The sequence below is a fragment of the Myxococcus sp. AM009 genome, assembly GCF_013372605.1.
GTDB classification, from domain to species: Bacteria; Myxococcota; Myxococcia; order Myxococcales; family Myxococcaceae; genus Myxococcus; species Myxococcus vastator.
On the sequence record NZ_JABXEP010000129.1, the window covers coordinates 1 to 24,177 of the forward strand.

The 24,177-nt window shown below is 70.7% G+C and carries 17 protein-coding genes; 5 read left to right on the forward strand and 12 right to left on the reverse strand.

Annotation, left to right across the window (positions count from 1 at the left end; all coding sequences use genetic code 11):
• Nucleotides 1–145: 145 nt before the first annotated feature.
• Nucleotides 146–1,912 (forward strand): chloride channel protein, encoded by a 1,767-nt coding sequence (locus HV824_RS26465; protein WP_176424524.1) that lies wholly within the window; start codon nt 146–148, stop codon nt 1,910–1,912.
• A gap of 421 nt (nt 1,913–2,333) precedes the next feature.
• Nucleotides 2,334–5,192, forward strand: a complete 2,859-nt coding sequence (locus HV824_RS26470; protein ID WP_176424525.1) for an Ig-like domain-containing protein — start codon at nt 2,334–2,336, stop codon at nt 5,190–5,192.
• A 1-nt stretch (nt 5,193) separates the two neighbouring features.
• Here the strand turns inward: HV824_RS26470 and HV824_RS26475 are convergent, their stop codons facing one another.
• Nucleotides 5,194–5,574, reverse strand: a complete 381-nt coding sequence (locus HV824_RS26475; protein WP_176418240.1) for a helix-turn-helix domain-containing protein — start codon at nt 5,572–5,574, stop codon at nt 5,194–5,196.
• Between the two features lie 98 nt (nt 5,575–5,672).
• Entirely contained in the window at nt 5,673–6,194 is a 522-nt protein-coding gene (locus HV824_RS26480) for a hypothetical protein (RefSeq protein ID WP_176418239.1), read from the reverse strand.
• Nucleotides 6,195–6,665: 471 nt separating this feature from the next.
• Between HV824_RS26480 and HV824_RS26485 the strand changes: the two genes are divergently transcribed.
• From HV824_RS26485 to egtD, 3 genes are all read left to right on the forward strand, one after another.
• Complete coding sequence (locus tag HV824_RS26485; RefSeq protein ID WP_176418238.1) at nt 6,666–6,866, forward strand: hypothetical protein; 201 nt, start codon at nt 6,666–6,668, stop codon at nt 6,864–6,866.
• 207 nt (nt 6,867–7,073) lie between these two features.
• Nucleotides 7,074–8,417, forward strand: coding sequence for an ergothioneine biosynthesis protein EgtB (gene egtB / locus HV824_RS26490; RefSeq protein ID WP_176418237.1), 1,344 nt, complete (start codon nt 7,074–7,076; stop codon nt 8,415–8,417).
• 9 nt (nt 8,418–8,426) lie between these two features.
• Entirely contained in the window at nt 8,427–9,452 is a 1,026-nt protein-coding gene (egtD, locus tag HV824_RS26495) for an L-histidine N(alpha)-methyltransferase (protein ID WP_176418236.1), read from the forward strand.
• Between the two features lie 67 nt (nt 9,453–9,519).
• Here egtD and HV824_RS26500 read toward each other — a convergent pair whose 3' ends face one another.
• The 10 genes from HV824_RS26500 to mnmG all read right to left on the reverse strand — a co-directional run bounded on the left by HV824_RS26500 (nt 9,520) and on the right by mnmG (nt 23,836).
• Complete coding sequence (locus HV824_RS26500) at nt 9,520–9,714, reverse strand: hypothetical protein (RefSeq protein WP_176418235.1); 195 nt, start codon at nt 9,712–9,714, stop codon at nt 9,520–9,522.
• Between the two features lie 299 nt (nt 9,715–10,013).
• Nucleotides 10,014–10,559, reverse strand: coding sequence for a hypothetical protein (locus HV824_RS26505; protein WP_176418234.1), 546 nt, complete (start codon nt 10,557–10,559; stop codon nt 10,014–10,016).
• A gap of 2 nt (nt 10,560–10,561) precedes the next feature.
• Nucleotides 10,562–11,014 carry a bactofilin BacM gene (bacM, locus tag HV824_RS26510; protein WP_176418233.1) on the reverse strand — a complete coding sequence of 151 codons (453 nt, stop codon included), beginning with the start codon at nt 11,012–11,014 and terminating at the stop codon, nt 10,562–10,564.
• A 3-nt stretch (nt 11,015–11,017) separates the two neighbouring features.
• Nucleotides 11,018–11,893 (reverse strand): ParB/RepB/Spo0J family partition protein, encoded by an 876-nt coding sequence (locus HV824_RS26515; RefSeq protein WP_205507603.1) that lies wholly within the window; start codon nt 11,891–11,893, stop codon nt 11,018–11,020.
• 40 nt (nt 11,894–11,933) lie between these two features.
• A complete protein-coding gene (locus tag HV824_RS26520; RefSeq protein WP_176418232.1) occupies nt 11,934–12,725 on the reverse strand; it encodes an AAA family ATPase in 792 nt (263 codons plus the stop codon).
• A gap of 655 nt (nt 12,726–13,380) precedes the next feature.
• The gene (locus HV824_RS26525; RefSeq protein ID WP_255208355.1) at nt 13,381–15,441 is read right to left on the reverse strand and encodes a LamG domain-containing protein; all 2,061 of its coding nucleotides are present in this window, start codon (nt 15,439–15,441) and stop codon (nt 13,381–13,383) included.
• Between the two features lie 4,468 nt (nt 15,442–19,909).
• On the reverse strand, nt 19,910–20,566 hold the full coding sequence (locus HV824_RS26530; RefSeq protein ID WP_176424526.1) for a hypothetical protein: 657 nt from the start codon (nt 20,564–20,566) through the stop codon (nt 19,910–19,912).
• A gap of 84 nt (nt 20,567–20,650) precedes the next feature.
• A complete protein-coding gene (locus HV824_RS26535) occupies nt 20,651–21,073 on the reverse strand; it encodes a DUF3592 domain-containing protein (protein ID WP_176424527.1) in 423 nt (140 codons plus the stop codon).
• A 163-nt stretch (nt 21,074–21,236) separates the two neighbouring features.
• Nucleotides 21,237–21,890, reverse strand: coding sequence for a 16S rRNA (guanine(527)-N(7))-methyltransferase RsmG (gene rsmG / locus HV824_RS26540; RefSeq protein WP_176424528.1), 654 nt, complete (start codon nt 21,888–21,890; stop codon nt 21,237–21,239).
• Between the two features lie 98 nt (nt 21,891–21,988).
• A complete protein-coding gene (gene mnmG / locus HV824_RS26545; protein WP_176418228.1) occupies nt 21,989–23,836 on the reverse strand; it encodes a tRNA uridine-5-carboxymethylaminomethyl(34) synthesis enzyme MnmG in 1,848 nt (615 codons plus the stop codon).
• Nucleotides 23,837–24,177 lie beyond the last annotated feature (341 nt).

Below are 24,177 nucleotides of genomic sequence, written 5' to 3' on the forward strand. Positions count from 1 at the left end.
CCTCCCCACCGGGCCTGTGGCCCCGGACGCAAGCCGTCCCCAGGTTGGAGCAAGGCGGCGCGGGGCCCCATCCCACGGCCGGTTGACGGCCAGCCCGAGGCCCCCGGCCTCCCCTGCCCGGAAGCAGGGCCTAACTTGGAGCCGCGTGGGCGCCCGACACGCAGCCAACGGTCCTCCCGGCGAGGACGGCGCCCCCGGGCGGAGCGGAGCCGTCCGGGCGCTGCTGGGGAGCGTCACCGGCCCGGAGCAGCGCTTCTGGCTGCTCGTCGTCGCGGTGGGGCTCATCGCGGGGTTGGGCGCGGTGGCGCTGCTCAAGGTGCTGCGCTTCACCCAGCAGCTCTTCTGGCGCGGCACCGGTGAGGACTTCCTGGCCGGCGTCGCGGCGGCCCCCACGTGGCGCCGGGTGCTCATCCCGATTCTCGGCGGCGCGCTGGTGACGCTGCTGACGCTCATCGTCGGCCGGCCCATGCGGGGCCACGGCACCGCGGGCATCATCGAATCCATCTGGGTGAAGTCCGGCCGCCTGTCGCTGCCGCGCTCGCTGCTGCGGGGGCTGGTCTCCATCCTCGCCGTGGCGATGGGCGCGCCGCTGGGCCGCGAGGGCGCGCTCTTGTCCACCGGCGCGGCCAGTGGCTCGTCGCTGGCCCGCTGGCTGCGGCTGGGCCCCGGCCAGGCCCGCCTGCTGGTGGCCTGCGGCGCGTCCGCGGGCATGGCGTCCGCGTACAACGTCCCCATTGGCGCGGCCCTCTTCGGCCTGGAGGTGCTGCTGGGCAGCTTCGCGCTGGAGCTGTTCGGGCCCATCGTCGTCTCGTGCGTGGTGGCGACGCTCGTGTCGCGCGGCCTCATCGCGGACCACCCCAGCTTCGTGATTCCCAACTACGCGCTGCTGCACCCGCGCGAGCTGGTGCTGGCCATGCTGCTGGGCGTGGTGCTGGGCGTCGCGTCCGCCGTCTACGTGCGCGGCATCAACGCCATGTCGGACCTGCTGGACCGGGCCTCCGCGTGGCTGGCGCCCTTCCTGCCCCTGCTGTCCATGACGGTGGTGGGCGTGACGGCGGTGTGGCTGCCGCGGCTGCTGGGCAACGGCTATGACGCGGTGAACGCGGCGCTGCTCGGCGAGCTCTCCCTGGCCCACCTGCTGCTGCTGCCGCTGGCGAAGCTGGCCCTCACCGCCACCTGCGCGGGCGCCGGCGTCCCCGGTGGACTCTTCACCCCGTCCCTCTTCTACGGCGGCCTGCTGGGCGGCGCCTTCGGAGTCCTCGCCGAATGGGTGCTGCCCGGCGGCGCGCCCAGCGGCGCCTACGCCCTGCTGGGCATGGGCGCGGTGCTCGCGGGCACCACGCACGCGTCGGTGTCCGCGGTGCTCCTCATCTTCGAGCTCACTGGCGACTACCCGCTGGTGCTGCCGCTGATGCTCAGCGCGGTGGTGTCCGCGGTCGTCAGCCGGCGCCTGGAGCCGGAGTCGCTGTACACCTCCGTGCTCAACCGCCGCAACGTGCGCGTCCCCGCCACCGTGCCGCACTGGCTGCGCCAGGAAGGCGCCCGCGCGCTGCTCAAGCCCGTGCACCAGCGCGTGCCTCCGTCAGCGCCGATTCAGGAGGTGCTCGCGTTCCTCCTGGAGCAGCCCCTGGGCCAGGACCTCTACGTCACCGACGACGCGGGCCGGTACCGGGGCGCGCTGGTGCTCGACCAGCTGAAGGGGCACCTGCCGGACCACTCGCAGCTGCACGCCACCATCGCCGCGGACCTGATGGACGTGCGCGTGCGCCCGATTACGCCCGGCCTGTCCCTGGGCGAGGTCGCCGCCCGCTTCACGGAGACCTCCCTGGAGCGGCTGCCCGTCGTGGATGGGGAGCGGCGCCTGCTGGGCACAATCTCCAAACGGGACGTGTTGAAGCAGGGGACCTTCTGAGGGACGCGGCGTGGAAGACCGACGGAGGCTGCACGGACCGGCGCGCGCATGGAGCATCGTGCTCATGGGCCTGCTGTGCCTGGTGCTCAGCCTCGTCCTGCTCCGCCGCCCCGACGAAGCCCCGCGATGACGCCGTGCAATGCCTGACGCGTGGATGCATGTGATTCACCGTCAGCACGGCATCCAGCGAATGTCTGGCGTGTCCCGCCAATCACGCGGGAGCCGCACACGCGGCGCGTCAGCGCGGTGAACAGGGATTGCGCATGTGTCTTGAATGCCTCGGGGCGAAGTGGCCTCGGGGTGATGCGCGACCCTCATGAGAAGGTGATGGCTGTCATGCCTCCAAGACAGGCATGCGCTCACTTCCTCGGGCGCTTTGCTTGCATGAATGCCCAGCGCGGTATCCTTCGCGCGAGCCCCCATGCCCTCACACGCCGCTTCTGTTGCCTTGCCGCGCGCGACGCTCGCGCGCGTCACGTTCTTCCTCGTCACGCTGACGGGGCTGCTCTTCGCCGGGCCCGCGCGGGCGGCCACCAACGCGGAGTCCGCGCAGCGCGCCATCAACTACCTCAGCGCGGACGCGGCGAACTGGTCCACGCGCTTCGGCTGCACGTCGTGCCACCGCCACGGCGCGGCGATGTTCGGCCTCGCGAACGCGCGCACCACCGGCTACGACCTGGACGCGCTCACGTACAACGGGCGCACCAACCGGGAGAACCTGGAGTTCATCGCCGGGCGGCTCGTCTCCGAGCAGCGCGCGGACGGCTCGTGGTTCCACGAGGACATCTTCTATCCCAACGCGAAGACGAGCTACTCCGCCTTCGGACTGGCGGGCTACGACGCGCACCTGGGCACGCGGTACTCGGACGCGCTGGTGCTGGCCGCGGACTGGGCGCTGACGCGGCAGGAGGCCGCCGGCCGCTGGCGCGAGGACTTCCCCTTCTACCCGGTGGGCTACGGCCACGTCGGCGTCACCGCGCGGATGATGACGGCCATTGCCCAGGCCCGGCAGCGCGTGGACCCGGCCAGGGCCTCGCGGTACCAGGCCGCGCTGGACCGGGCGGCGGACTACGTGCGCGCGCACATGAATGACTGGACGGACGGCCCGGCCACCGACGGCCAGCGCTACACGCACCAGGTGGCGTGGGCCATGGTGGGCCTCAAGGCCGCCGGCCCCGGCGCCAACGCGGTGAACACCCAGGCCCTGGAGGCCATGGCCACGCGGCTGCTGTCCACGCGCGCGGGCGGAGGCGCGCCGGGCTGGGGCTCGCTGGAGGGCGACGCGCCGGATGAGTTCGCCACCGGCATCTCCCTGTACGCGCTGTGCCTGGCGGGCCGGAAGCCCGGCGCGGACGGCCGCATGTCAGAGGCGCTGGAGTGGCTCAAGGCGCGGCAGGCGGTGAACGGGAGCTGGGGCGCGGACACGCGCTACCCGGACATCCCCACCACCTTCGCCTCGCTGGGGCTGGCGTGCTTCGGCGACTACAGCGTGGGCGTCACCGTGAGCGGCGGGACGCGCCGGCCCTTCGAGCATGACCTGCCGCGCGCGCAGTCCGTCACCTACCCCGTCACGGTGCGCAACCACGGCTACCAGACGGACAGCTACCGGCTGAGCACCACGGGCGGGCTCACCGGTTGGACGGCGACGCTGAGCCGCGCCACGCTGGAGCTGGCGCCCGACACCGAGGCCACCCTCACCCTCACCATCACCGCGCCGGAGGGGCTGGCGCCGTCGCTCACCTCGGACGTCATGGTGGTGGCGGCCTCCCAGGAGGCGGACGGGGTGAGGGGCTCGGTGCGCGTCACCACCTACACCAACCCGCCGCCGCCCACCGACGGCGTGCCCACCACCACCACGCTGCTGTCGCCCGCGGACGGACAGCTCACGGTGGCGCTGAACAACACCCTGTCCGCGCGCGTGGTGGATGACCGCGGCTGGGAGGCGCGAGGCCCCGGCATGGGCGTGGTGACGTTCTCCGTGGCGGGCGTCACGGTGGGCGCGGACAACGACGCGGACGGGGACGGCGTCTACGCCTTCGTGTGGCGGCCTCGCGCCTCCACCTGGAGCGAGCTGGGCGTGCAGGACCTGCGCGCGGTGTACTCCGGCGTGACGCTTTCGCCCGCGCGGGAGAACCGGCTGGGCAGCGCCGCGTCCTTCTCCGTGGAGGTGCACCCCTCCCCCTTCCCCGCGCCGTCGGTGACGCTGTGCGGCCTGCCGGGCTTCACGGACGCGCTGACGCTGGAGGTGTGCGGCTTCGTCACCCCGCTGGCGGCGGGCGCGGAAATCGACTCGGCCACCTTCGTCATCCAGGGCGTCAGCCACCCGGTGGCCCCCGACCCCAGCGGCGGCTACGTGGACACGGTGCTGCCGCTGGTGGACGGGCCCAACGTCATCCGGCTGGTGGCCACGGACTCGTTCGGCGGCCTCGCCAGCGAGGAGGCCGTGGTCATGGTGGACAACACCGCGCCGGAGCTCACCTTCCTCTCCCCTGCCCCCGGCGAGGCCATGGCGGCCTACAGCGTGGACGTGCGGATGGTGGTGCGTGACTGGTCCCCGGTGCGCGTGGAGACCAACTGGGTGCAGGTGACGGACGTGCCCGCGGGCGGCGGAGACGTGACGCACCGGGTGGACCTGTGGCCGGGGGAGAACCTCATTTTGGTGCGGGCCACGGACTCGGTGGGCCACGTCACGGAGCGGATGCTGACGGTGTGGGTGGACGCGGAGGCGCCGTGGGTGTCCACGGGCCTGCCGGACGGGTGGCTCGTCGGGCCGCAGCCGGGGGACGCGCTGCCCTATGACATTGGTGTGTACTCCGCGTCCGCCACCACGGTGACGCTGTCCACGGGGCGCACGTACACGCTGCCCCGCGGCGGCGGCGGCGTGCAGGCGACGCTGGACCTGGTGCCCGGGGACAACGCCTTCACCATCGACGTCACCAGCGAGACGGGCCTGCGCACCACGCTGTCGCGCACGGTGCGCTACGACGACGCCGCGCCCCAGGCCGCGCTGCTGCTGCCAGTGCCGGGGCAGACGTACAGCGGGGTGGTGCACCTCACCGCGCGGGTGACGGACGCGGTGAGCGGCGTGCGGTGGGTGGCCTTCACGCGGGATGGCTCCGGCATCCGGGCCGCCACGCTCCAGCCGGACGGCACCTGGACGGCGGCGCTGGACACGCGCGAGTTGGTGGACGGCGAGCACACCGTGGAGGTGTGGATGGATGACCCGGCGGGGAACTTCGCCATCCAGACGTTCCCCTTCGCCACGCGCAACCCGCCGTAGCCTACTTCTTCTTGTGGTGCATCGCCGAGGCGACCAGGTTCATCAGCTTCAACTGCACCGACGTCAGCTTTCGCAGGTTGCGCATCAGCCGCCGCATCTCCGGCGTGTCGTCCTCGCGGTGCTTCGCGGCGGCCTTCTCCTTCACCGGCGGCGGGGCGGTGAAGCCCTCACCCAGGCCCAGCAGCTCATGGGGCGGCACGTTCAGCACCATGCACAGCCGGCGCAGGTTCTGGACGCTGGGCAGCATGTGGCCGCGCTCCAGCCGCCCGTACACCTCCGACGCCATGCCGATGCGGTCGGCGACATCCGCCTGCGTCAGCCCCATCCGCACCCGGGCGGCTCTCGACGCGGCCCCCAGCATGCTCGCCAGCTCTGTGTCCATACGTGTGTCAGTCCACGGAAGGAGGGCAGGCCCAGCTAACCCTCAAGGTCGGGTACTTTCACCATACCTTCCGCGTTTTTTCAAAGCGCTCGCGCGCCTCAGCCGGCGGGGGTGCTCTCCGCCGCATCCAGCAGCAGCCGACGCCGCTCCGCGGCGGTGAACAGCGACGCCAGCGGCAGTCCCAGGAAGAAGGCATGCATCACAATCTGGGGGAACTGCGGCACGTCCAGGAACCAGGGATAGGAGCCACGCCCGATGAACTGGAAGTTCACCAGCCACACGAAGATGCCGTAGAGCATCCCCACCGCGGCCTGGAACTCCCAGCGGCTGCGCCCGTCCGGCGGCAGGAACGCATCCAGCACGGAGTAGAAGAGCCCCACCCCCGCGGAAATCACCAGGTGGACGCCCACGCCCAGCAGCAGGGCCGTGCTGTTGGAGACCGCGGCCGTGAAGGCCCGCGGCCCCAGGAGCACCCCCGCGGACATGCGCACCGGCCGCATCGGGGGGTCCCCCGACGCCACCGCCAGCACCACCTCCGCCAACGCCAGCACCACGCCCGCGGCCATGCCAAAGAGCAGGCCGTTGGTGGCGGACCAGGGAGTGTACCTCCGCCGAGCCATCCTTCCTCCTTGCCAGAGGCCGCCGCATGCTCGGCCCTGCGTTCAACCTGGGCATGCCGGCCGCAGGCGGGCAGCCAGGACGCGCCAGGGGCCCGCGACGCCGCCTCCCCGGCAGGCCACCGGGCCGGCCTCGCATTTCCAAGGCGCGCCTCACCGCCGCGGCATTCGCGTCACGCACCCCTGGATGGGCCCTGGCCGGGCGGCCCCGGGAGGCCGTCGCCCCGTGACTCCCGGGACTTCGAGCCTGTCCTTTCTTCCGCCTCCACAGTCGCCCGCCTGTAACTCCTGCAGCACGGGTCGCCGGGCACCTGCCCAGCTTGTTGAAAATCCAAGCGCCGGGTGTGGGCACGCCGTTGGCATACGAACCATCCCGGAAAGGACGAAGGTCACCGGGACATGCCGCAGCTCCGCCAACGACAGGGCCCTCACCGCGTGCATTACGCGCCACAAGCGTGGCGCGAGGTGGGCCGCATGACGGCGGAGACGTTCCACGCACTGCAGCAGGTGCTGGAGCGGCTGGGAGACCCGACCCTGCGCCCCCCCGAGTCCACCGACGGCCTGGTGGCGCGGCACGTCGTGCCGCAGCACGGGCTGGAGCTGGAGTACGCGTGGGACGAACGCTCACGCACGCTCACCCTGCTCGGACTTGCCCGCGTCTCCAGCGCGCCCTGAGTGGATCCGCGCGCGGATGGGTATAGTGTTTGAGCTTCAACCTTCACTGCGGATTTCACGTTTGGTCGCGGGACGAGGATTTACACCCGGCGTAGAGACAAGGCGTTGGGGGCGCACGGGCAACGTGCGGTCCTTTACGAGCCGCTCGGGCGCCGGTGGGGCGGGGGCTTACCTCCGCGCCGGGCGCCTCCCTACCTTGGACGGGTGATGTTCCATATGGCCGAGGAACGGCGTCGCCCGCGAGAGGAAGGCGGGCCCCATCCACCCTGGAAGTCCCGTGCCTGGACCGAGCTGGAGACGGCGCGCGCGCGCGTGCTGGCGATGCTCGGCGGGATGCCCGAGGACGCGCTGCGCCGTCAGCACTCGCCCCTCATGTCGCCGCTCATCTGGGACGTGGCGCATGTGGCCAACTACGAGGAGCAGTGGCTGCTGCGGGCGCTGGGGGCGCCGGCCATCACCGACCCGGCGTTCGACGCCATCTATGACGCCTTCCGGCACCCGCGCTCCACGCGCGCCGAGCTGCCGCTGCTGCCGCCCGAGGCCGCCTTCGCCTATGCGCGGCGCGTGCGTGAAGCGGTGCGCGAGCACCTGGGCCGGCTGCCCCAGGACAGCACCGCGCCGCTGCTGGCGGGCGGCTACGTCTTCGGCATGGTGGCGCAGCATGAGCAGCAGCACGCGGAGACGCTGGCCGCCACGCTGCAGCTCATGACGTCGCCGGAGTACCCCGTGCCCTCGGCGCGCCCGCGGCCCCGGCCCGGCGCCGTGCCGCGAGCAGAGGTCTTCATCCCAGGCGGCGAGGTGCGGCTGGGCAGCACGTCCCCCTGGGCCTACGACAACGAGCGGCCCGCGTTCTCCCAGCACGTCGCCCCGTTCCTGATGGACGCGCACCCCGTCACCCACGGCGACTACCTCGTCTTCGTGGAGGCGGGTGGCTACGAGGACGCGCGCTGGTGGCACCCCAAGGGCTGGGAGGTCGTCCAGGCAGAGGGGCTGAAGCACCCGGGCTTCTGGCTTCCCCAGGGCGGCCACGCGTGGCTGCGGCGGCGCTTCGGCCAGGTGGAGCCGCTGCCCAGGGACGAGCCGGTGCAGCACGTGTGCTGGTACGAGGCGGACGCCTACGCGCGCTGGGCCGGCAAGCGGCTGCCCACCGAGGCCGAGTGGGAGAAGGCCGCGCGCGGCAGTGACGGCCGCCCCCGCGAATACCCCTGGGGCGACACGCCGCCCACCCGCGCGCACGCCAACCTGGACGGGAGCACCTGGGGCCCGGCGCCGGTGGGCAGCTACCCCCAGGGCGTCAGCCAGGACGGCGTCTGGGGACTGCTGGGCGACGTGTGGGAATGGACCGCGAGTGACTTCCGCCCGTACGCGGGCTTCAGCGCCTTCCCCTACCCCGAGTACTCCGAGGTGTTCTTCGGCGAGTCCTACAAGGTCCTCCGGGGAGGCGCGTGGGCCAGCGCACCGGTCGCGGTGCGCAACGGCTTTCGCAATTGGGACTTCCCCAACCGCCGGCAGATTTTCGCCGGCTTCCGCTGTGCACGGAACGTGAGGTGAGGTGAGGCGATGCGGGTAACAACGGTACCGACGGTGGCGACTCCGGGTGAAGACGCGCAGCACACGCCAGGAGTCCAGGTGGACGTCTACGTGAAGCCGGGCGACGCGAAGCGCGCCCTGCGGGAAGAGGCGCTCCAGGGGCTGTGCGGCGCGCCCAAGGAGCTGTCCCCCAAGTGGCTCTACGACGAGCGCGGCAGCCAGCTGTTCGACGACATCACCCGGCTGCCGGAGTACTACCCGACGCGGCGCGAGCGGGAAATCCTGCTGGCCCACGCCGGGGACGTCGCCCGCTTGAGCGGCGCGGACACGCTCATCGAGCTGGGCAGCGGCACCAGCGAGAAGACGCGCCTCTTGCTGGACGCGCTGGAGGCCGCGGGCCAGCTGGCGCGCTTCGTCCCCTTCGACGTGAGCGAGGCCTTCCTGCGGCGCGCGGCGGCGGGCCTGGCGCGCGAGTACCCTGGCATCACCGTGCACGCGGTGGTGGGGGACTTCGAGCGGCACCTGGGCCAGATTCCCAGCGGCGGCCGGCGGCTGGTGGCCTTCCTGGGCGGCACCATCGGCAACCTGAAGCCGGCGCAGCGCGCGCTCTTCCTGCGGCAGCTCTCCGCCGGGCTGAAGCCGGGAGACGGGCTGCTCCTGGGCACCGACCTCATCAAGGACCGCGAGCGGCTGTACGCCGCCTACAACGACAGCGCGGGCGTGACGGCCGAGTTCAACCGCAACGTGCTCAAGGTGCTCAACCGCGAGCTGGGCGGAGACTTCGACCCGGAGGCCTTCGAGCACTTCGCGCCCTTCGATGAGAAGAACGCCTGGATTGAGATGCGCCTGGTGTCCCGGCGCGCGCAGACGGTGCGGCTGTCCACGCTGCGCAAGGAGGTGGACTTCGCCGAAGGGGAGGTGCTGCGCACGGAGGTGAGCTGCAAGTTCCACCAGCGGCAGGTGGCCTCCGAGCTCTCCGCCGCGGGGCTCACGCTGGCCGAGTGGTGGACGGACGCCGCGGGCGACTTCGCCCTCTCCCTGGCCTTCAAGCGCTGAGGCGGGGTGCTGCTTTCAGGGGCGCAAGGGCGGGGACTCACCCCGCCTTCGCGCCCTTCGCGGTGCTTCAGCGGCGCGGGTTGCGGCGCGGCGAGCCGCCGCGCACGGGGATGGGCACCGGCACCGGGGCCGGCCGCGTCCAGGCGGCCCAGAGCGCCCCCAGCCCGGCGACCACGAGGCCGCCCACGGCGATCAGCTGCTCTCCGACGGGTGCGATGTCCACGGCAGCGAGCTGGAGGGGGAGCATTCCGGAGAACGACATGCGGGGACTCCTTGCGAGGGCACTGCGTGGAGGTCCTGGATGGGTCCGAGGCGAGCACCCAACGCAGTCCGGGAGGGTGAGGTTAAAGATTCGTGACGGCCAGGGAAAGTCCCCAGGCGTCAATGCCGGCGTGGTGTGCACGGAAATGCACCCTGAAATGCATAACGTTGGGACACCCGAGCCGCGCCGGATGTTCACGAGCCGGTAACGCACGGCTGCTCGCCTGCCTCGGCGCGGCCAGGAGGTGACACTTCCACCTGCCTCGACGTGTGAGGGCCTTGGACGCGCGGTGCGGCTCGCTACGGCAGGGCGCCCTGGACCTGGATTTCGCGGCAGGCGTCGGTGGCCCGCAGCACGTCCTCGGCGGACGCGCCCGGCAGGCTGGCACAGAGGAACAAGTCGTTGCCCACGCGCCGCGCGCCGAAGAAGCCGGGGGCCTCCTGGCCCACGCCCCCATCCGCCAGCCTGGGCGCCAGGGTGATGCGCAGCAGCGAGTAGCGCTCCGTCTCTTCTTCCTGGTCCAGCGAGAGCTCGAAGTCCTTCAGCTCCTCGCGGACGCGGGTGGCCAGGGTGTCCACGGAGGGCAGCTGCTCGCCTTCCCCCCGCCGCAGGTCCACTCGCAGCACGGGCTGGCCGGGCGGGCCCGCCTGGAAGCTCTCATCCGGCGCCACCAGCGCGGACCAGCCGTCCGGCAGCGGCACCTTCACACCGGAGCGGATGGAGGACGAACGGCCGTCATCCTCTCCGGTGCCGGAAGCAGCATCCTCCTGGCCACAGCCCTTGCAGCCGCCCAGGAGGGAGAGCGCCAGCAGTGACGCTGGCGCCATGTGCTTCCAGGAACGCACGCCTACTTCTTCTCGCCACCCGGAGGCGGAGGCGGCCGGGCGCCGGTGGTGCCCAGGTTCTCCATCTTCAGCGAGCCCTCGAAGATGACGCCGCGGTCCATGGACAGCGACGGCGTCTCCAGGTTGCCCTTCACGCGGCCGGGCGTCTTGAGCTCGATGATCTGCGTCGCCTTCACGTTGCCTTCGACCTGGCCGTTGATGATGACGGTGCCAGCCTGGATTTCGGCCTGGACCTTGGCGCCATCCCCAATGACGAGCACGTCCTTGGTGATGATCTGCCCCTGGAACTTGCCGTCGATACGGACCTGCCCTTCGAAGGTCAGCTTCCCTTCGAACTCGCTCCCCTTGCCCAGGAGCGTGTGGACCTCACCAGAACGCTGCGACACGGATTCCTCCTCCCGCCTGAACAGAGGCTTGCTGGATGCTTCGTCTTTTTTCCCGCCAAGGAGCGCCACGTCCTACTCCTTCCTGAGAAGCTTCAAGAGCCGGTCGAGGTCATCGTACGAGAAGAAGTCCACCTCGATGGTGCCCTTTCCGGGGCTTCGTTCGGTGAGCCGGACCTTGGTACCCAGTCGCCGCTGAAGCTCCTCCACCAGTGCCTTCACCTGCGGGCTCTGCTTCGGTGCCGCCTTGCCCGCGTCCTTCTTCCCGCTGGGGCGACTCTGCTGGACCAGCCGCTCCGTGTCACGCACGGAGAGCTTCTTCTCCGCGACTTGCCGGGCCAGGTTCTGCAGCTCCGGCAGCCGGGGCACGCCCAGCAGCGCGCGCGCGTGGCCCATGCTGAGCGAGCCGTCCGCCACCATGCCCTTGACGTCCGCGGGCAGCGCCAGCAGGCGCAGGGCGTTGGCCACCGTGGAGCGCTCCTTGCCCACGCGCACGCTGACCTGCTCCTGCGTGAGCTTGAACTCCTCCACCAGGCGCTTGTAGCCCTCCGCCTCTTCAATGGGGTTGAGGTCCGAGCGCTGGAGGTTCTCCACCAGCGCCAGCTCGAAGGCCTGGACCTCCGTCACGTCCCGGACGATGGCGGGCACTTCCTTGAGGCCGGCGGCCTGGGACGCGCGCCAGCGGCGCTCGCCCGCGATGATGCGGTAGCCGTCACTGGCCTTGCGGACGAGGATGGGCTGGAGCACCCCCTGCGCCTTGATGGACTCGGTGAGCTCCTTGAGCTTCTCCTCGTCGAAGTAGCGGCGCGGCTGGTCCTTGTCGCGGTGGATGGACTCGATGGGGAGCTTGAGGACGCCGGCCTTCGGGGCCTGCTCGCCCTTGCCGGACCCGGTGGCGCCCGCCTGGGGGATGAGGGCGGACAGCCCACGCCCCAGGGCCCGCTTCTGCATGTCTGCTTTCACCACGTCGTGACTCCAGCCAGGGCGCGGCTCAAGCCACGCGCCTGCGAGGGCTCTTGGGGGTGTCCCGCTTCATCAGCTCACGGCCCAGCGCGAGGTAGCTCTCACAGCCCTTCGACTTGATGTCGTACAGGATGATGGGCTTGCCGAACGAGGGGCACTCCGACAGGCGCACGTTGCGCGGCACGATGACCTCGAACACCTGCTTCTTGAAGTACCCGCGCACCTCCTCGACGACCTGGTGGGCGATGTTGGCCCGCGAGTCGAACATGGTGAGGAGGATGCCCTCCATCTTCAGGTCCGGGTTGAGGCCCTGCTTCACCAGGTCGATGGTGTGCGTGAGCTGGGAGAGGCCCTCCAGCGCGTAGTACTCGCACTGGAGCGGGATGAGGACGGAGTCCGCGGCGGCCAGCGCGTTGAGCGTCAGCAGGCCGAGCGACGGCGGACAGTCGATGATGATGTAGTCGTATTCGGGGGCCAGCGGGCGCAGGGCGTCGCGGAGGCGGAACTCGCGGTTGTCCTGGTTGACGAGCTCGACCTCGGCGCCGGTGAGGTCCGGCGTGGCGGGCACCACCTGGAGGTAGCGCAGCTCCGTGGGGTGGAGCAGCTCCTGGATGGGCCGGTCATTGAGCAGCGCTTCGTAGATGGTGCCGGTGATGTTGTCCTGCTTGATTCCCAGGCCACTGCCCGCGTTGCCCTGCGGGTCCATGTCCACCAGCAGCGTGCGGCGCTCCGCGGAGGCCAGGCTCGCGGCGAGGTTGATGGCGGTGGTGGTCTTCCCGACGCCGCCCTTCTGGTTGGAGATGCAGATGATACGACCCACGGTGGCCCATCCTCTCTCTCCCCGGCCGTTGGCCAGGGCCCGTGCGTGATGCAGTGCACGGTTGCGCGCTGATCCACGCTGCTAGCACGCGGTTTGGTACCGGATCAAATTCACGGCGAGCCTTGCTCCCTTGCTCTCTTCACGGGGTTACGCGGCCCGAGGCCGGTGGCGGGTCCCCGGAAGGAGCCTGGCGTCTGGCCGGGTGTGCCTCCTTATATAAGGAGGCGGCGCGCCGGGGTGCCAGCGTCAGTCCCCTATATAATGATGCGGCCAGCGCCGCGGGCTCGTGGGTCTCGGTGCCTGGGCCTGGCTCGTGACGCTGCAGGGTGAACGCGCCTGGCGGCTTGTTCCCCGTGGAACCGCTTCGGGGGCGCGCGGGTGGCGTGCCAGCAGCCGGGCGAGCGGGAATCCGGGCGGATGGGGATGCTCTCGGCACGGCCGACGCGGAGCACTCTCGGACCTTTGGGCCAGTTTTCAGGGGGTCGGCGGCGGTGGACTTCGCGCGGAGCCGGCGTGGCTCCGCGGTGTCCGCGCGCGGGCGCCGTGCTCGCCCGACGCGCCTCACGGACAGGAGCGTCTCGTGGGCGCGCCGTTCACCGCGCCCGGGGCTCCCACGAGAGCGGGAGCCCCGGGACGCGGAGCTGCGGTACGGACCTCAGCAGCCGGCGGGCTTGTGGTCGAGCACGTAGAGGAAGAGCGCGAAGTTGGCCACGAGCTGGAGCATCACGATGGCCACGTAGGCGCCGCCCGTCGCCCACAGCGCGGCGACCTGCAACATGAGCATGGCGCAGTTGGCGGCGATGGTGAACCAGCTCCCCGTCAGCACGGCGCCGAAGATCTTCCCCAAGGTCCCCGCCGTGTAGAACGCCTTGATGATTCGGATGATGCTGTCGGCATCCCGGACGGAGCTCTCCGCCACGCTCTTCACCGTGTTGAGCAACACGGTGCTCTCCGTGACGGCCTTCTGGATGGGGGAGATGAGCTTCGCACCCGCGAAGCCCACGCCGAACGCCGACAGCAGCATGGAGAAGCCGGTCGCCGCGACGGAGACAATCCACCCGACGCACTCGGTGTTGACGCTCAGCTCCATCCGGCCGGCCTCCACCTTGCCCCGCGCGGTGTGGTGGTAATAGACGAAGTGGTTGCCTTCCACCTGGCCGGTGAAGGCGCCCACGGGCGCGCCGCCGGGGCCGCCCACCCGCGCCAGCCCCTGGTACAGGTTGTCCCGGGAGAGCGACCGCATCCGCTCACGGGTCGACTCGGGGAGCGTGGCCAGCAGGGGCTCCAGCGAGGCGAGGACGTTCCGCGCCTGGTCCTGCGTCAGCAATTTCTGGTCGGGGAAGGCCACCGGCTCCGCGAAGAGCAGCTGGGCGGAGGGCAACGGCGGGTCGGCCTTCGCCAACTGCTGCGTCGTGGTGTCCGAGCCCGGGGGCGGCGTGGAGGCCGACGGCGGCGTGACGACGATGCTGGGGGTGACTGTGTTCTGGAACAGCGCCGGGTAGCCGGTCACCTGGTTGCCCAGGACGGTGCCGTTCCAGGCGTAGTACGCCACGCAGCCGTCGACGTCGCTGGGGTCCCGCGACATGTACTGCTGCACCTCGCTGGCGCTGAGCGCGCGGGACCAGAGCCCCGCCGCCTGGACATGACCTTGGAAGTCGTAGGCGGCCCCGCCGGCGACATTGGACTTGGGCTGGGCGCCGAAGAGCCAGACGGGCTGCGACAGCGTGGGCTGGACGACGCCAGGGATGTTCAGGCTGACCTCGCCGTCCAGATAGATGGTCAGCGCACTGCCGTCATAGCTGGCCGCCAGGTGGTGCCACTCGCCGGGAGGCAACTGCGACGTGTGTCCCCAGCCCCGCCAGCCGCCGTCCGCGACGTATCCGGTGGTGTGGACGTTGTACCCGGTGCCGTCCCACTGCATGCCCAGCGTGAAGCCCTTGTTGCTGACGCTGTCCAGGCACGCGAACAGGGTATGCGTTTCGGACTGGTACGGAGACGGCGCGTCGAGGTGGAACCACGCCTGCACGCTGAAGGGGCCGCCGTTCGCCGACATCGTGAGGTTGTCGCGGGGTGAGGGCTGCGCCGCGCCGTTCACCAGCCGCAGCGACGGCGCCAGCATCACCACCTGCGCGCCGTGCTCCAGGCTCGCCTGTCCCAGGTTGTGGCCGGAGACATCCGTGCTGGAGCCGTCGCTGAAGCTGTAACAGGCGGCGAGCGTCGGGTCCGGCTGTGGGACGTCCCACACCGGCTTGAGCGCGTCGCCCGACCGCGCGGCGGACCAGAAGGCGACGTTGTAGAACTGCGCGTCGCAGGACGCGCCCAGCACGAACGGTGACGTGCTGCCGGTGATGTTGGACTGGCTCCCTTCGATGAGGGTCGTGCCGTCCACGTACACCGTGTAGTTGCCAGCGCGGGTGCCGGTCGACTCGAAGTTGATGAGGACGTACTGCCACTCGTCGGGCCGCAGTTCGATTTCCGAGACCTGATGCGGCGACATGCCCGGGAGGCAGAACGTCAGCTTCAGGCCGTGCAGGCCCAGGGACCAGCTCGAGCCGGACTCCAGCAGCTTGCCGTCATAGGCTGGAGCGCGCGGGCGCAGCCAGAAGCCGATGGCGTAGGACGCGGTGCCACTCAGGTCGAGCGGGCAGTTCCCCCCGAGCTGGATGGACTGGCCGTAGCGAACGTCGGCCGCGCCGTATTGATACATGGGTCTCATGATGTTGACTCCTGGGTGAAAGGGAGGCCCGCGCCCGCCGGAGGCGGCGGGCGCTGGGACCGCTTCCGCGCAAGAGCAAGGGGTGCGCCATGGCGTACACGCGCGCGTTCCCTCGGAGTCGCTTGGCGTGAGCGCGCCGCATGCGTCCCGGCAACACGCACCTGAGTCGGGCCGGGACGCACGCTCGGACGGACCGCGCCTTGATGAGGCGCGTCGTGTCCCTGCCCTGTCGCGAGCTTCGCCGCGTGCGCGGCGCTCGCGCCTGGGCTTCAGGTCGATGGGGCGCTTGAGCAGGCGGCGCACCCCGGTGTTTCTTCACCTGCGCCGGATCCGCATGGAAGGTGCGCGACGCCCCAGGCAGGTGCGGAGAACGGGGACGCGCAATGGGGGGCAGCGGCTCGGCGGCACCTGCGCCCCCTGAACGGGCGCCTCACCGCGCGGCGCATGCTGGCACGGCGCGCCGTCGGACCGGCGATGCGGCCGTGCGCGCCGCCGCGCCTCATCCTCCACTCCATCAGAAGTGAGCGCCTCAAACCGGCCCACGCCGCGGACGGCCCGATGGGCGGACGCATGCGGAGCCCCGATGCACGCGAAGCTCGCCACGCGTTCCACGTGGAACTGGCGCTGCGTGCTGGATGAGCAGCGGCCTCCCCTTCATGACCGCGCCCGATGAGCGCATGGCGGAGCACGCACCCGTGACTGCGGCGTGAGCGCCGCGCGACATGGACGCGAAGCAGGAGTCGGCGGACGCTTCTGCGGCGAGTACGAGCCTGCGCCCTCCCCCATCGCCTTCTACGAGGGGCAATGCCTGAGCGGCCCGCGGTGGAGCGTTCACCGCCACTTCGTGGAGTCGCGCGCATCATCTCATCAGGCGCACGTACTCACGCTGAGCACTCCGCTGACGCGAAACGATGCGGCGCCCAGGAGGCATCCACCTTCATCACTGCCCCCGCCAAGCACGCATGCGCGCGGCGGCGCCTCTCACCGCGGCGCGCCACCCCGGGCGAGGTCTCTTCCTCCCCTGTAAGCACCAACTCCGCGACGCACGCATGAGGCACGGCGGCTCCAGCCACCGAGACGCGCCACCCCGGGCGAGTCTCTTCCTTCCCTGTAGGCACCAACTCCGCGAAGTACGCATGCGGCGCGGCGGCTCCTTCCACCGCGACGTACCAACAAGCGCCGCTGCTCCGTTCCACGTGGAACAGGCGTTCGCGAACTCGCCGCGGCGGCCCCTGATGAAGCCGCGTTCGCGTTCCACGTGGAACAGGCGTTCGCGAACTCGCGGACACGCCGCGACGGCCCGCCTGAGGGAGCGGAGTCCGTGTTCCACGTGGAACTGGCGAGGCGCCGCGAACACGCATCAACTCGGGCACCGTGTTCGCGTTCCACGTGGAACAAGCGAGGTGGCCTGGACATGACCAGGGGCCCACTCAACTGCCGCATCGTCATGCCCACTCGGCGCCCGCATCCCGTGTGGACCGGTGCGCGAGCCGCTCCATCCGGAAGGTGAAACAAGGCGATGGCGGATGTTCCCCGGCGTGGCACCAGCCTGGGGGCTTACGTGCCGCCGTCACGTTCCACGTGGAACAAGCCACCGGGCCCGCCGCAGGCCCAAGCGCCTTCATGGCGCGAGCGTTCGGAGCCAAGCTCCACCTGGAGCACGTGACGAGCGAGGTCCTCAGCACGAGCACGCTCAACCGCCGTGTTGGCATGCCCATGCGGCCACCCGTGTTCCACGTGGAACGGCTCGAAGCAGCGCACGCGAGCAGGCTCAACCACCATGCAGGGCGAGCTCCTGTCGTCCGCATGTTCCACGTGGAACCTAGGACGCGCTCGAGCGCGCCCGCTGCGCTCAACCCGCCGACACTCCCATCACTCCGGCGTTCCACGTGGAACAGGCCGCGAGCTGGGGACGCGTGGGAGCAGGCGCTCGCGCATCATCCTCAAGCTCGCCGTTTCATGTTCCACGTGGAACGGGCAGCGAGCGCCGCGCATGTCCACGCCGCCTGGCGCACGGCGGCCACTCGCTCCTGACCTCGTGTTCCACATGAGCGGAGGATGGCGTGAGCACCTGAGCGAACAGCGCCGGTTCTCCACCACGACGTGCTCACAGCCCGGCCATGTTCCACGTGGAACGAGCACCGGCTCCGCGTGGGAACCTCCGGCACTCGCTCATCCCAGCCATGTGTTCGGGTCGACGAGTCCACGCCATCTCGTTGCGCCACGTGGAACGGACAGGCCGCTGAGCTGCGCACGCAGCAGACCCCTGCGCGTACCCACGGCTCCCGCACCACGTGAACGGCGATGGCACCGCGCATGGGCAAGCCGCACCGTTCAACCCAGCCACGCACCAACGCCTCCTCCTGCTCCGCATGGAACAGTGGATGGCACCGCGCGACCGAGCCGACTCGTTTAGGAAGGCCACTCGCTTTCGCCCTCCTCCTGTTCCACGTGGAACCACGGAGGCCATCGCGAGCGAACGAATTGCACCCGTTCAACCCAGCCACGCACCAGCGCCTCCCCTCCTGTTCCACGTGGAACCACGGAGCGCATCGCGCACGGACAAGCCGCACCCACTCAGCGAGGCCACGCACCAGCGCCTCCTTCCTGTTCCACGTGGAACCACGGAGCGCATCGCGCACGGACAAGCCGCACTCACTCAGCGCGGCCACGCACCCGCGCCTCCCTTCCTGTTCCACGTGGAACGGTGAGGGCTGCGCATGAACCCACCGTGCTCGCCCAACGTGGCCACGCGCTCGCTCCTTCTTCACCAGGCACGCTGAAGGAACTCGCACCGCGCCGCCTCCGCTCCACCTGTCTCCCGTGCTCACCCTCCCCGCTCAACGTGAAGCAGCCTGGGCCCGCGCATGAGCGCGTCGCGCCCGTTCAACGCGCCCCTGCGTTCGCTCCTCCTTGCTCAACGGAGAACGACGGTGGCACCGCGCATGAGCAAGCCACTCCGGTCGCGCGACGGCCCGCGCTTCCCACCTTCCCGTTCCACGTGGAACAGCCCGGCCCAAGAGGATGAGCGCTCATCGAAGCCATGTGCTCGCGGCGCCCCACGCTCCGATTGAGTGGTGCGGGAACCCAGGTGCGTACGCGAACGGCCGACGACCTCTTCCCGAGGCGAGGCGCTCCCGGTTCCATGTGGAACGAGCGCCAGGCCGAAGACGAAGTCATCCGCTGCCGTTCACCGCGAGGACCTGCGCACGCAGGCGGAGTCCGCGAACACCTGACGGCCGTCACCCACGCTCCGCCCGCCTGGAGCACTCGCTGCTCCGGGCGCGGCCAGACGCGCTCTTCCACCACGACGCATGCGCATGCCGAGCGTCCCGTTCCACGTGGAACGGGGACCTGGGCCAGTCGCGTGAGCGAACGACATCCGCCCGTCACATGCAGTGCACGCCTCCGCGGCGGTCCGGTCATCACCTCCACGGCGCATCCACGTCGGCGCGCGGGTCTCGCTCCGCGCATCCACCGCGAAGCCACGCTCGACGCCCGCTTCCATCAACATGCCGTTCGTCCAGAACAAGCACGCGTCCGCTCATGCCGATGCGACCGCTCGCGCGTCGCGACGCACGGAGCGCTTCCATGCCGAACCCGGTGACCACCACGGTCCGCATGAGGCACTGACCGGATGAACGCCCTGCGCGAAGCGGTGCGGCCATCACGAATCACCGCTCGCATCTGCCTGAGCCAAAGGTCCCGCGAACAGCGACGTCAGGCACCAACACGCAGCCCGACTTGGAGGGCCTCAGGAACACGAACCGTGGCGCCCACCGAACCCAAAGGTGACTGACCCTCGCGCAGCACCGCGCACGAAGAGGCCGGACGCGAAGCTCCATCCCGGTCGCTCTCGCGCCTCCAACTGCGCGCGGCCGGGGCGACCTCGCGCCCCAACGAGACGGCATCGCCGAGCCGGCCATGCGCTGCATCCCCATTCATCCGAATGCCTCGAAAGCGCTCGGAGGCGGACCGCTCCACACAGGACGGACGCGCAGCCACGTGTGAACGAAACCCGTCGAGGATGCACTTCGTCGTCACCCCATCCCGACGTGCCTCAAGCAGCCCGAGGCGCCGTGTTGCGACGTTCGCTCGCGCCCGCTGCGCGACTGTCCCGAGCACCGGGAGGGAGCACGGATGCAGCGTTCAGCAAGCAGCCCCACTGCCGCACGGACTCCGTACATCCGACAGCACGAGCGTTGTGATGCCTGGCCGGAGGACGAGCGCAGCCCCTGCTCACGCAGCACTCAACCACCAGCCCGCGCCTCGACAGGGACCTCGGCAACCCGTGACGCGGCCGTGCTGGCGCATCATCCAACCGCTCGTCCTCCCGCATGCCGCGGTCACCGTGCGCCGCAGGTCCCCAACGATGCTCCCGAGGCACCCTCCAACCGCTCGCCAGCCTGCATGGCGCGAGGTGCGCGCATCCCGTTCGACACGCCCACCACGCACCCGCGGAACCAACTCAGGAACGTGGAGCCACGGGCTCCACGAAGTACGTCTGCTTGTGCCGGGGGTCCGCCTCGTAGACCTCGGCGAAGGCGCGAGCCCCCTGCTCACACTCAAGCCGGGCCACCTCCGCGCGATTGCCGTATTCATCCTGACGGATGACGGCCCAGACCTTCAACGCGGCGTCCTCATGGGCCGGCGGTCCGCGGAGCTCCACGGAGTACGACTGCTTGTGCCCACGCGCTTCGAGGATGCGCGCGAAGCACGCCACATGCGCGCGCTCGGGCGACTGCGCGACGTCGTAGCGATTGCCCGTCTCATCCATGCGCGTGAGAACCCAGCCTTCACGCGGAATGCGCAGCCCCTCGTCCGCTCGCCACTCCACGACCTCGTCCTTCAACCCCAGGTGGGCCAGGGCGTGGTCGACCTCCATGGGCTCGATGAACACATGGAACCGGTCGGCCTCTCGCATCGAGACGACCACCAGCTCGAGCCCACACTCACTGCGCCAACCCCAGTGCGCCTCCTGGAAGCGGCCCTCATCGTGAGGCACCACCCGGTGCGGCGGGCCCCACTGGCGCTCGAAGCGGGAGCGCGAGGCCTTCAACGTGGCAGCGTGCGCGTGACGCTCGAACAACCAGACGCGCGGACGGTCCGTCGGAAGCGGCTTCACGCGTGGCACCTCCGCCGTGAAACCTAACGAGGGCCCCGGCTCGCGCCCACCCCATCTGGCGCAGCGCGAGCCCTCCCAATGCGCTCAGAGTCCGAAGCGCCACGCCGCGAAGCTGAACATGAGCAGCAGCGCAGCCACGCCCCCCGCGCCAAGAGCGCCCAGCCACAGCTCCATGAACGAGTCGATGCGGCTGTCCTCGGGGGACTCCGCCAGATAGAGCACGGAGACAAGCTCCCCGTGCTCGTACTCGGGCGGGTCACCGGCCATGCCGGTGATCCACGCCTCGTCACCGCTCGGGGTGACGAAGCGGACATGGGGTTGGTACGTCGTGATTTCGCGGTCGCGATTCGAGTGCCGACGCAGGGGCTCCGTCACCACGACCATCTTCACGGTGCCTTCGGTGCGCACGGCCTCACTCAGGAACAGCGCGGTGCGCGTCACCAGGAAGGCGGCCAGGCACGACACGAGCACACCGAGTCCGAGGAGAATCTTCCAGGGCGCTGGCATGCGAACACGGTGGGACGGGGCAAAAGGCAATCGCATGTTCGAGGCGCTCGGGGTGGTGCTCGCCTGGAAGTTTCATCCCCTCCCCGGGATGTCCAGCGAACTCACACCCGGTACTTCACCCGTCGCAGGCCCGGCATGACTCACGGGCCTGCGCTCCCCTCCCCTACTCCTTCGCGAACACCGCCACCTGGCGCTCGGCGCCGGAGAACGGCAGCCGGTACGAGCGCGCGGACACGACGCGCAGTTGCCGCTCCGCCGCGCGCGCCGCCAGCTCCGCGTCCGGCTGCGCCTTGCCGAGCATCGCCACCACGCGCCCGCCCGGCTCCACATACGCGGGCGCCAGCGCGAGCCAATCCGGCAGGTCCATGAAGGCGCGCGCGATCAGCACCTCGGCGCGCGGAATCCCCTCCGTCTCCGGCGCACCTTCCGCGCGCGCGTGCAGACCGCGCACGCCTTGCAACCCCAGGCTCGCCGCCGCGGCCTTGATGAACGCGGCCTTCTTGCCCACCGTGTCCACCAGCGTGACGCCCAGCGAGGGCAGCGCCAGCTTCAACGGCAGCCCCGGGAAGCCCGCGCCCGCGCCCAAATCCAGCAACGTCGCCGCGCCCGTCACCTCCGGCAACACCGCGAGCGAATCCAGGAAGTGCTTCTCCAGCACCTCCTCCGGCGCCGTAATCGCCGTGAGGTTCACCTTCGCGTTCCACTTGAACAGCTCGCTCATCAACCGCTGGAGCCGCGGCCCCAGGTCCGCCGCCACCGTCACTCCCAGCGCCCGGCACCCCGCCGCGAGCTGATCCTCGAACCGCGCGTTATCCACAAGCCCTCCGCGTCAAACCTACCTACAACCCACTGGAATCATTCAGGAGATAGCCACCCGAAAAGTTTCCCACACGTTGTCCACAGCCTCTTATTTGATCAGTCCTCGGGCCGCGAGCAGACTGTGGGTGCCCCGGCTCCGCGCTTGAGCGCCACCAGCAGCAGCGACACCGCGGCGGGCGTCAGCCCCGGAATCCGGCGCGCCTGCCCCACCGTCCCGGGCCGATGCGCGGTCAGCTTCTCCACCGCCTCCGCGCTCAGCCCCCGCACCTCGTTGAAGCGGTAGCCCTCCGGAATCCGCCACCGGTCCGTGGACTCGGCCTCGCGCGCCGCCGCCCTCGCGGCCTGGGCCACGTAGCCCTCGTACTTCACCTCGACCTCCACCTCCTCGGCGACGTCGGGTGACAGCGCCGGCCAGTCCTCGCGGCCCTCGCCCAACTGCGCGTACGTCAGCTCCGGCCGCCGCAGCCGCGCCGCCAGCCCGGTGCGCTTCAGCCGCGCCACCTCCTCCGTCACCGCGCGGCCTCGCGCCTCCGCCCGCTCCAGGGCCTCGCGCGGCAGCAGCCCCACCCGGTGCCCGTGACGGGCCAGCCGCAGGTCCGCGTTGCCCTCGCGCAGCTTCAGCCGGTGCTCGGAGCGGCTGGTGAACATGCGGAACGGCTCGTCCACGCCCTTGGTCACCAGGTCATCCACCAGCACCGCGCCGTGGGCCTCGTCGCGGCCCGGCAGGAGCGGCGGCTCGCCCTTCACCTGGAGCGCCGCGTTGACGCCGGCCCACAGGCCCTGGAAGGCCGCCTCCTCGTAGCCCGAGGTGCCGTTGAGCTGCCCCGCGAAGTACAGGCCGGCGATGGCCTTCGTCTCCAGCGTGGCCTTGAGCTGCGTGGGCGGCGCGTAGTCGTACTCCACCGCGTAGCCGAAGCGGACCACCTCCACCTGCTCCAGGCCCGGAATGGTGCGCAGGAAGGTGAGCTGCACGTCCGCCGGCAGGCTGGTGGACAGGCCCGCCGGGTACACCAGCGGCGACGTGGGCCCCTCCGGCTCCAGGAACACCTGGTGCTTCTCGCGCGAGGCGAAGCGCACCACCTTGTCCTCCAGCGACGGGCAGTAGCGCGGCCCCCGGCCGACGATGTCGCCCTGGTACAGCGGCGAGCGGTGCAGGTTGTCGCGCAGCACCGCGTGCGTGCGCGGCGTCGTCGCCGTGAGCGCGCACGTCACCGAGGGCTGACGGGGAAACGGCATGCCGCCCTCCCCTTCCATTTTCGTGCGCCAGGAGAAGGGCCGCGCGCGGGTGTCCCCCGGCTGCGGCTCCAGCGCGTCCCAGTCGATGCTCGCGCGCGCCAGCCGCGCCGGCGTGCCCGTCTTGAAGCGGCCCAGGGTGAAGCCCAGCGCGCGCAGCGACTCCGACAGCCCGCGCGCCGCCTCGTCACCCAGCCGGCCGCCGACCTCCTTCTGCTCGCCCACGTGCATCAGCGCCTGGAGGAAGGTGCCCGTGGTGAGCAGCACCGCGGAGGCCGCCACCTGCGCGCCGTCCTTCAGCACCACACCCTCGATGCGGCCACCACCGGCCACCAGCGCGGCGACCTCGCCTTCGCGCACCGTGAGGTTCGGCTGGGAGAAGAGCACCGCCTGCATGCCGGCCGCGTAGGCGTCCCGGTCGCAGAGCAGGCGCGAGGCCTGCACCGCGGGCCCCTTGGAGGCATTCAGCGTCTTGAAGTGCGTGCCGGCCTGGTCGGCGGCGCGCCCCATCTCTCCGCCGAGCGCATCCAGCTCTCGCACCAGGTGCCCCTTGGCCGTGCCCCCCACCGCCGGGTTGCAGCTCATCACCGCCGAGCGCTCGCGCTTCAGCGTCAGGCCCAACGTGGCCAAGCCCATCCGCGCGCAGGCGAGCGCCGCCTCACTGCCCGCATGGCCCAGCCCCACCACGATGACGTCGTACCGGAGTCCCATGTCTCACGAAGGTCGCGGGCGACGCGGGCAGGCTGACCTGCCTCGCCGCCGTTTCGCGCCTTCGTATGGCGCCCAACCCGGGCCCTTGGCAAGCAAAGGCCCCGAGCGAGGCAGGGCGCCCGGTGGAGCGAGCGCCCTGCCCCGCCCTCGTTCGAGAATTTACGGAAGCGCGCGAGGCAGCCAGTGGGAGGGGATGAGGCGCTGTCTGCCTCGCGCGCACCGGCCACCCGGCGGAAGGTCGGGCCAGGCCATCAAGCCTGACCGCGCCCCCCGTCCCGGGCGGCAAAAACCAGGTCATCGCGTGGGGAGAAAGGAATGGCGCCGCCCGCCCCCCCGGGATG

Bases quoted from the DNA above. Each gene is read 5' to 3' on its own strand.
- HV824_RS26470 (WP_176424525.1), top strand. From the start codon at position 2,334: ATGCCCTCACACGCCGCTTCTGTTGCCTTGCCGCGCGCGACGCTCGCG.
- HV824_RS26475 (WP_176418240.1), bottom strand. From the start codon at position 5,574: ATGGACACAGAGCTGGCGAGCATGCTGGGGGCCGCGTCGAGAGCCGCC.
- HV824_RS26480 (WP_176418239.1), bottom strand. From the start codon at position 6,194: ATGGCTCGGCGGAGGTACACTCCCTGGTCCGCCACCAACGGCCTGCTC.
- HV824_RS26485 (WP_176418238.1), top strand. From the start codon at position 6,666: ATGACGGCGGAGACGTTCCACGCACTGCAGCAGGTGCTGGAGCGGCTG.
- egtB (WP_176418237.1), top strand. From the start codon at position 7,074: ATGTTCCATATGGCCGAGGAACGGCGTCGCCCGCGAGAGGAAGGCGGG.
- egtD (WP_176418236.1), top strand. From the start codon at position 8,427: ATGCGGGTAACAACGGTACCGACGGTGGCGACTCCGGGTGAAGACGCG.
- HV824_RS26500 (WP_176418235.1), bottom strand. From the start codon at position 9,714: ATGTCGTTCTCCGGAATGCTCCCCCTCCAGCTCGCTGCCGTGGACATC.
- HV824_RS26515 (WP_205507603.1), bottom strand. From the start codon at position 11,893: ATGCAGAAGCGGGCCCTGGGGCGTGGGCTGTCCGCCCTCATCCCCCAG.
- HV824_RS26525 (WP_255208355.1), bottom strand. From the start codon at position 15,441: ATGAGACCCATGTATCAATACGGCGCGGCCGACGTTCGCTACGGCCAG.
- HV824_RS26535 (WP_176424527.1), bottom strand. From the start codon at position 21,073: ATGCCAGCGCCCTGGAAGATTCTCCTCGGACTCGGTGTGCTCGTGTCG.
- mnmG (WP_176418228.1), bottom strand. From the start codon at position 23,836: ATGGGACTCCGGTACGACGTCATCGTGGTGGGGCTGGGCCATGCGGGC.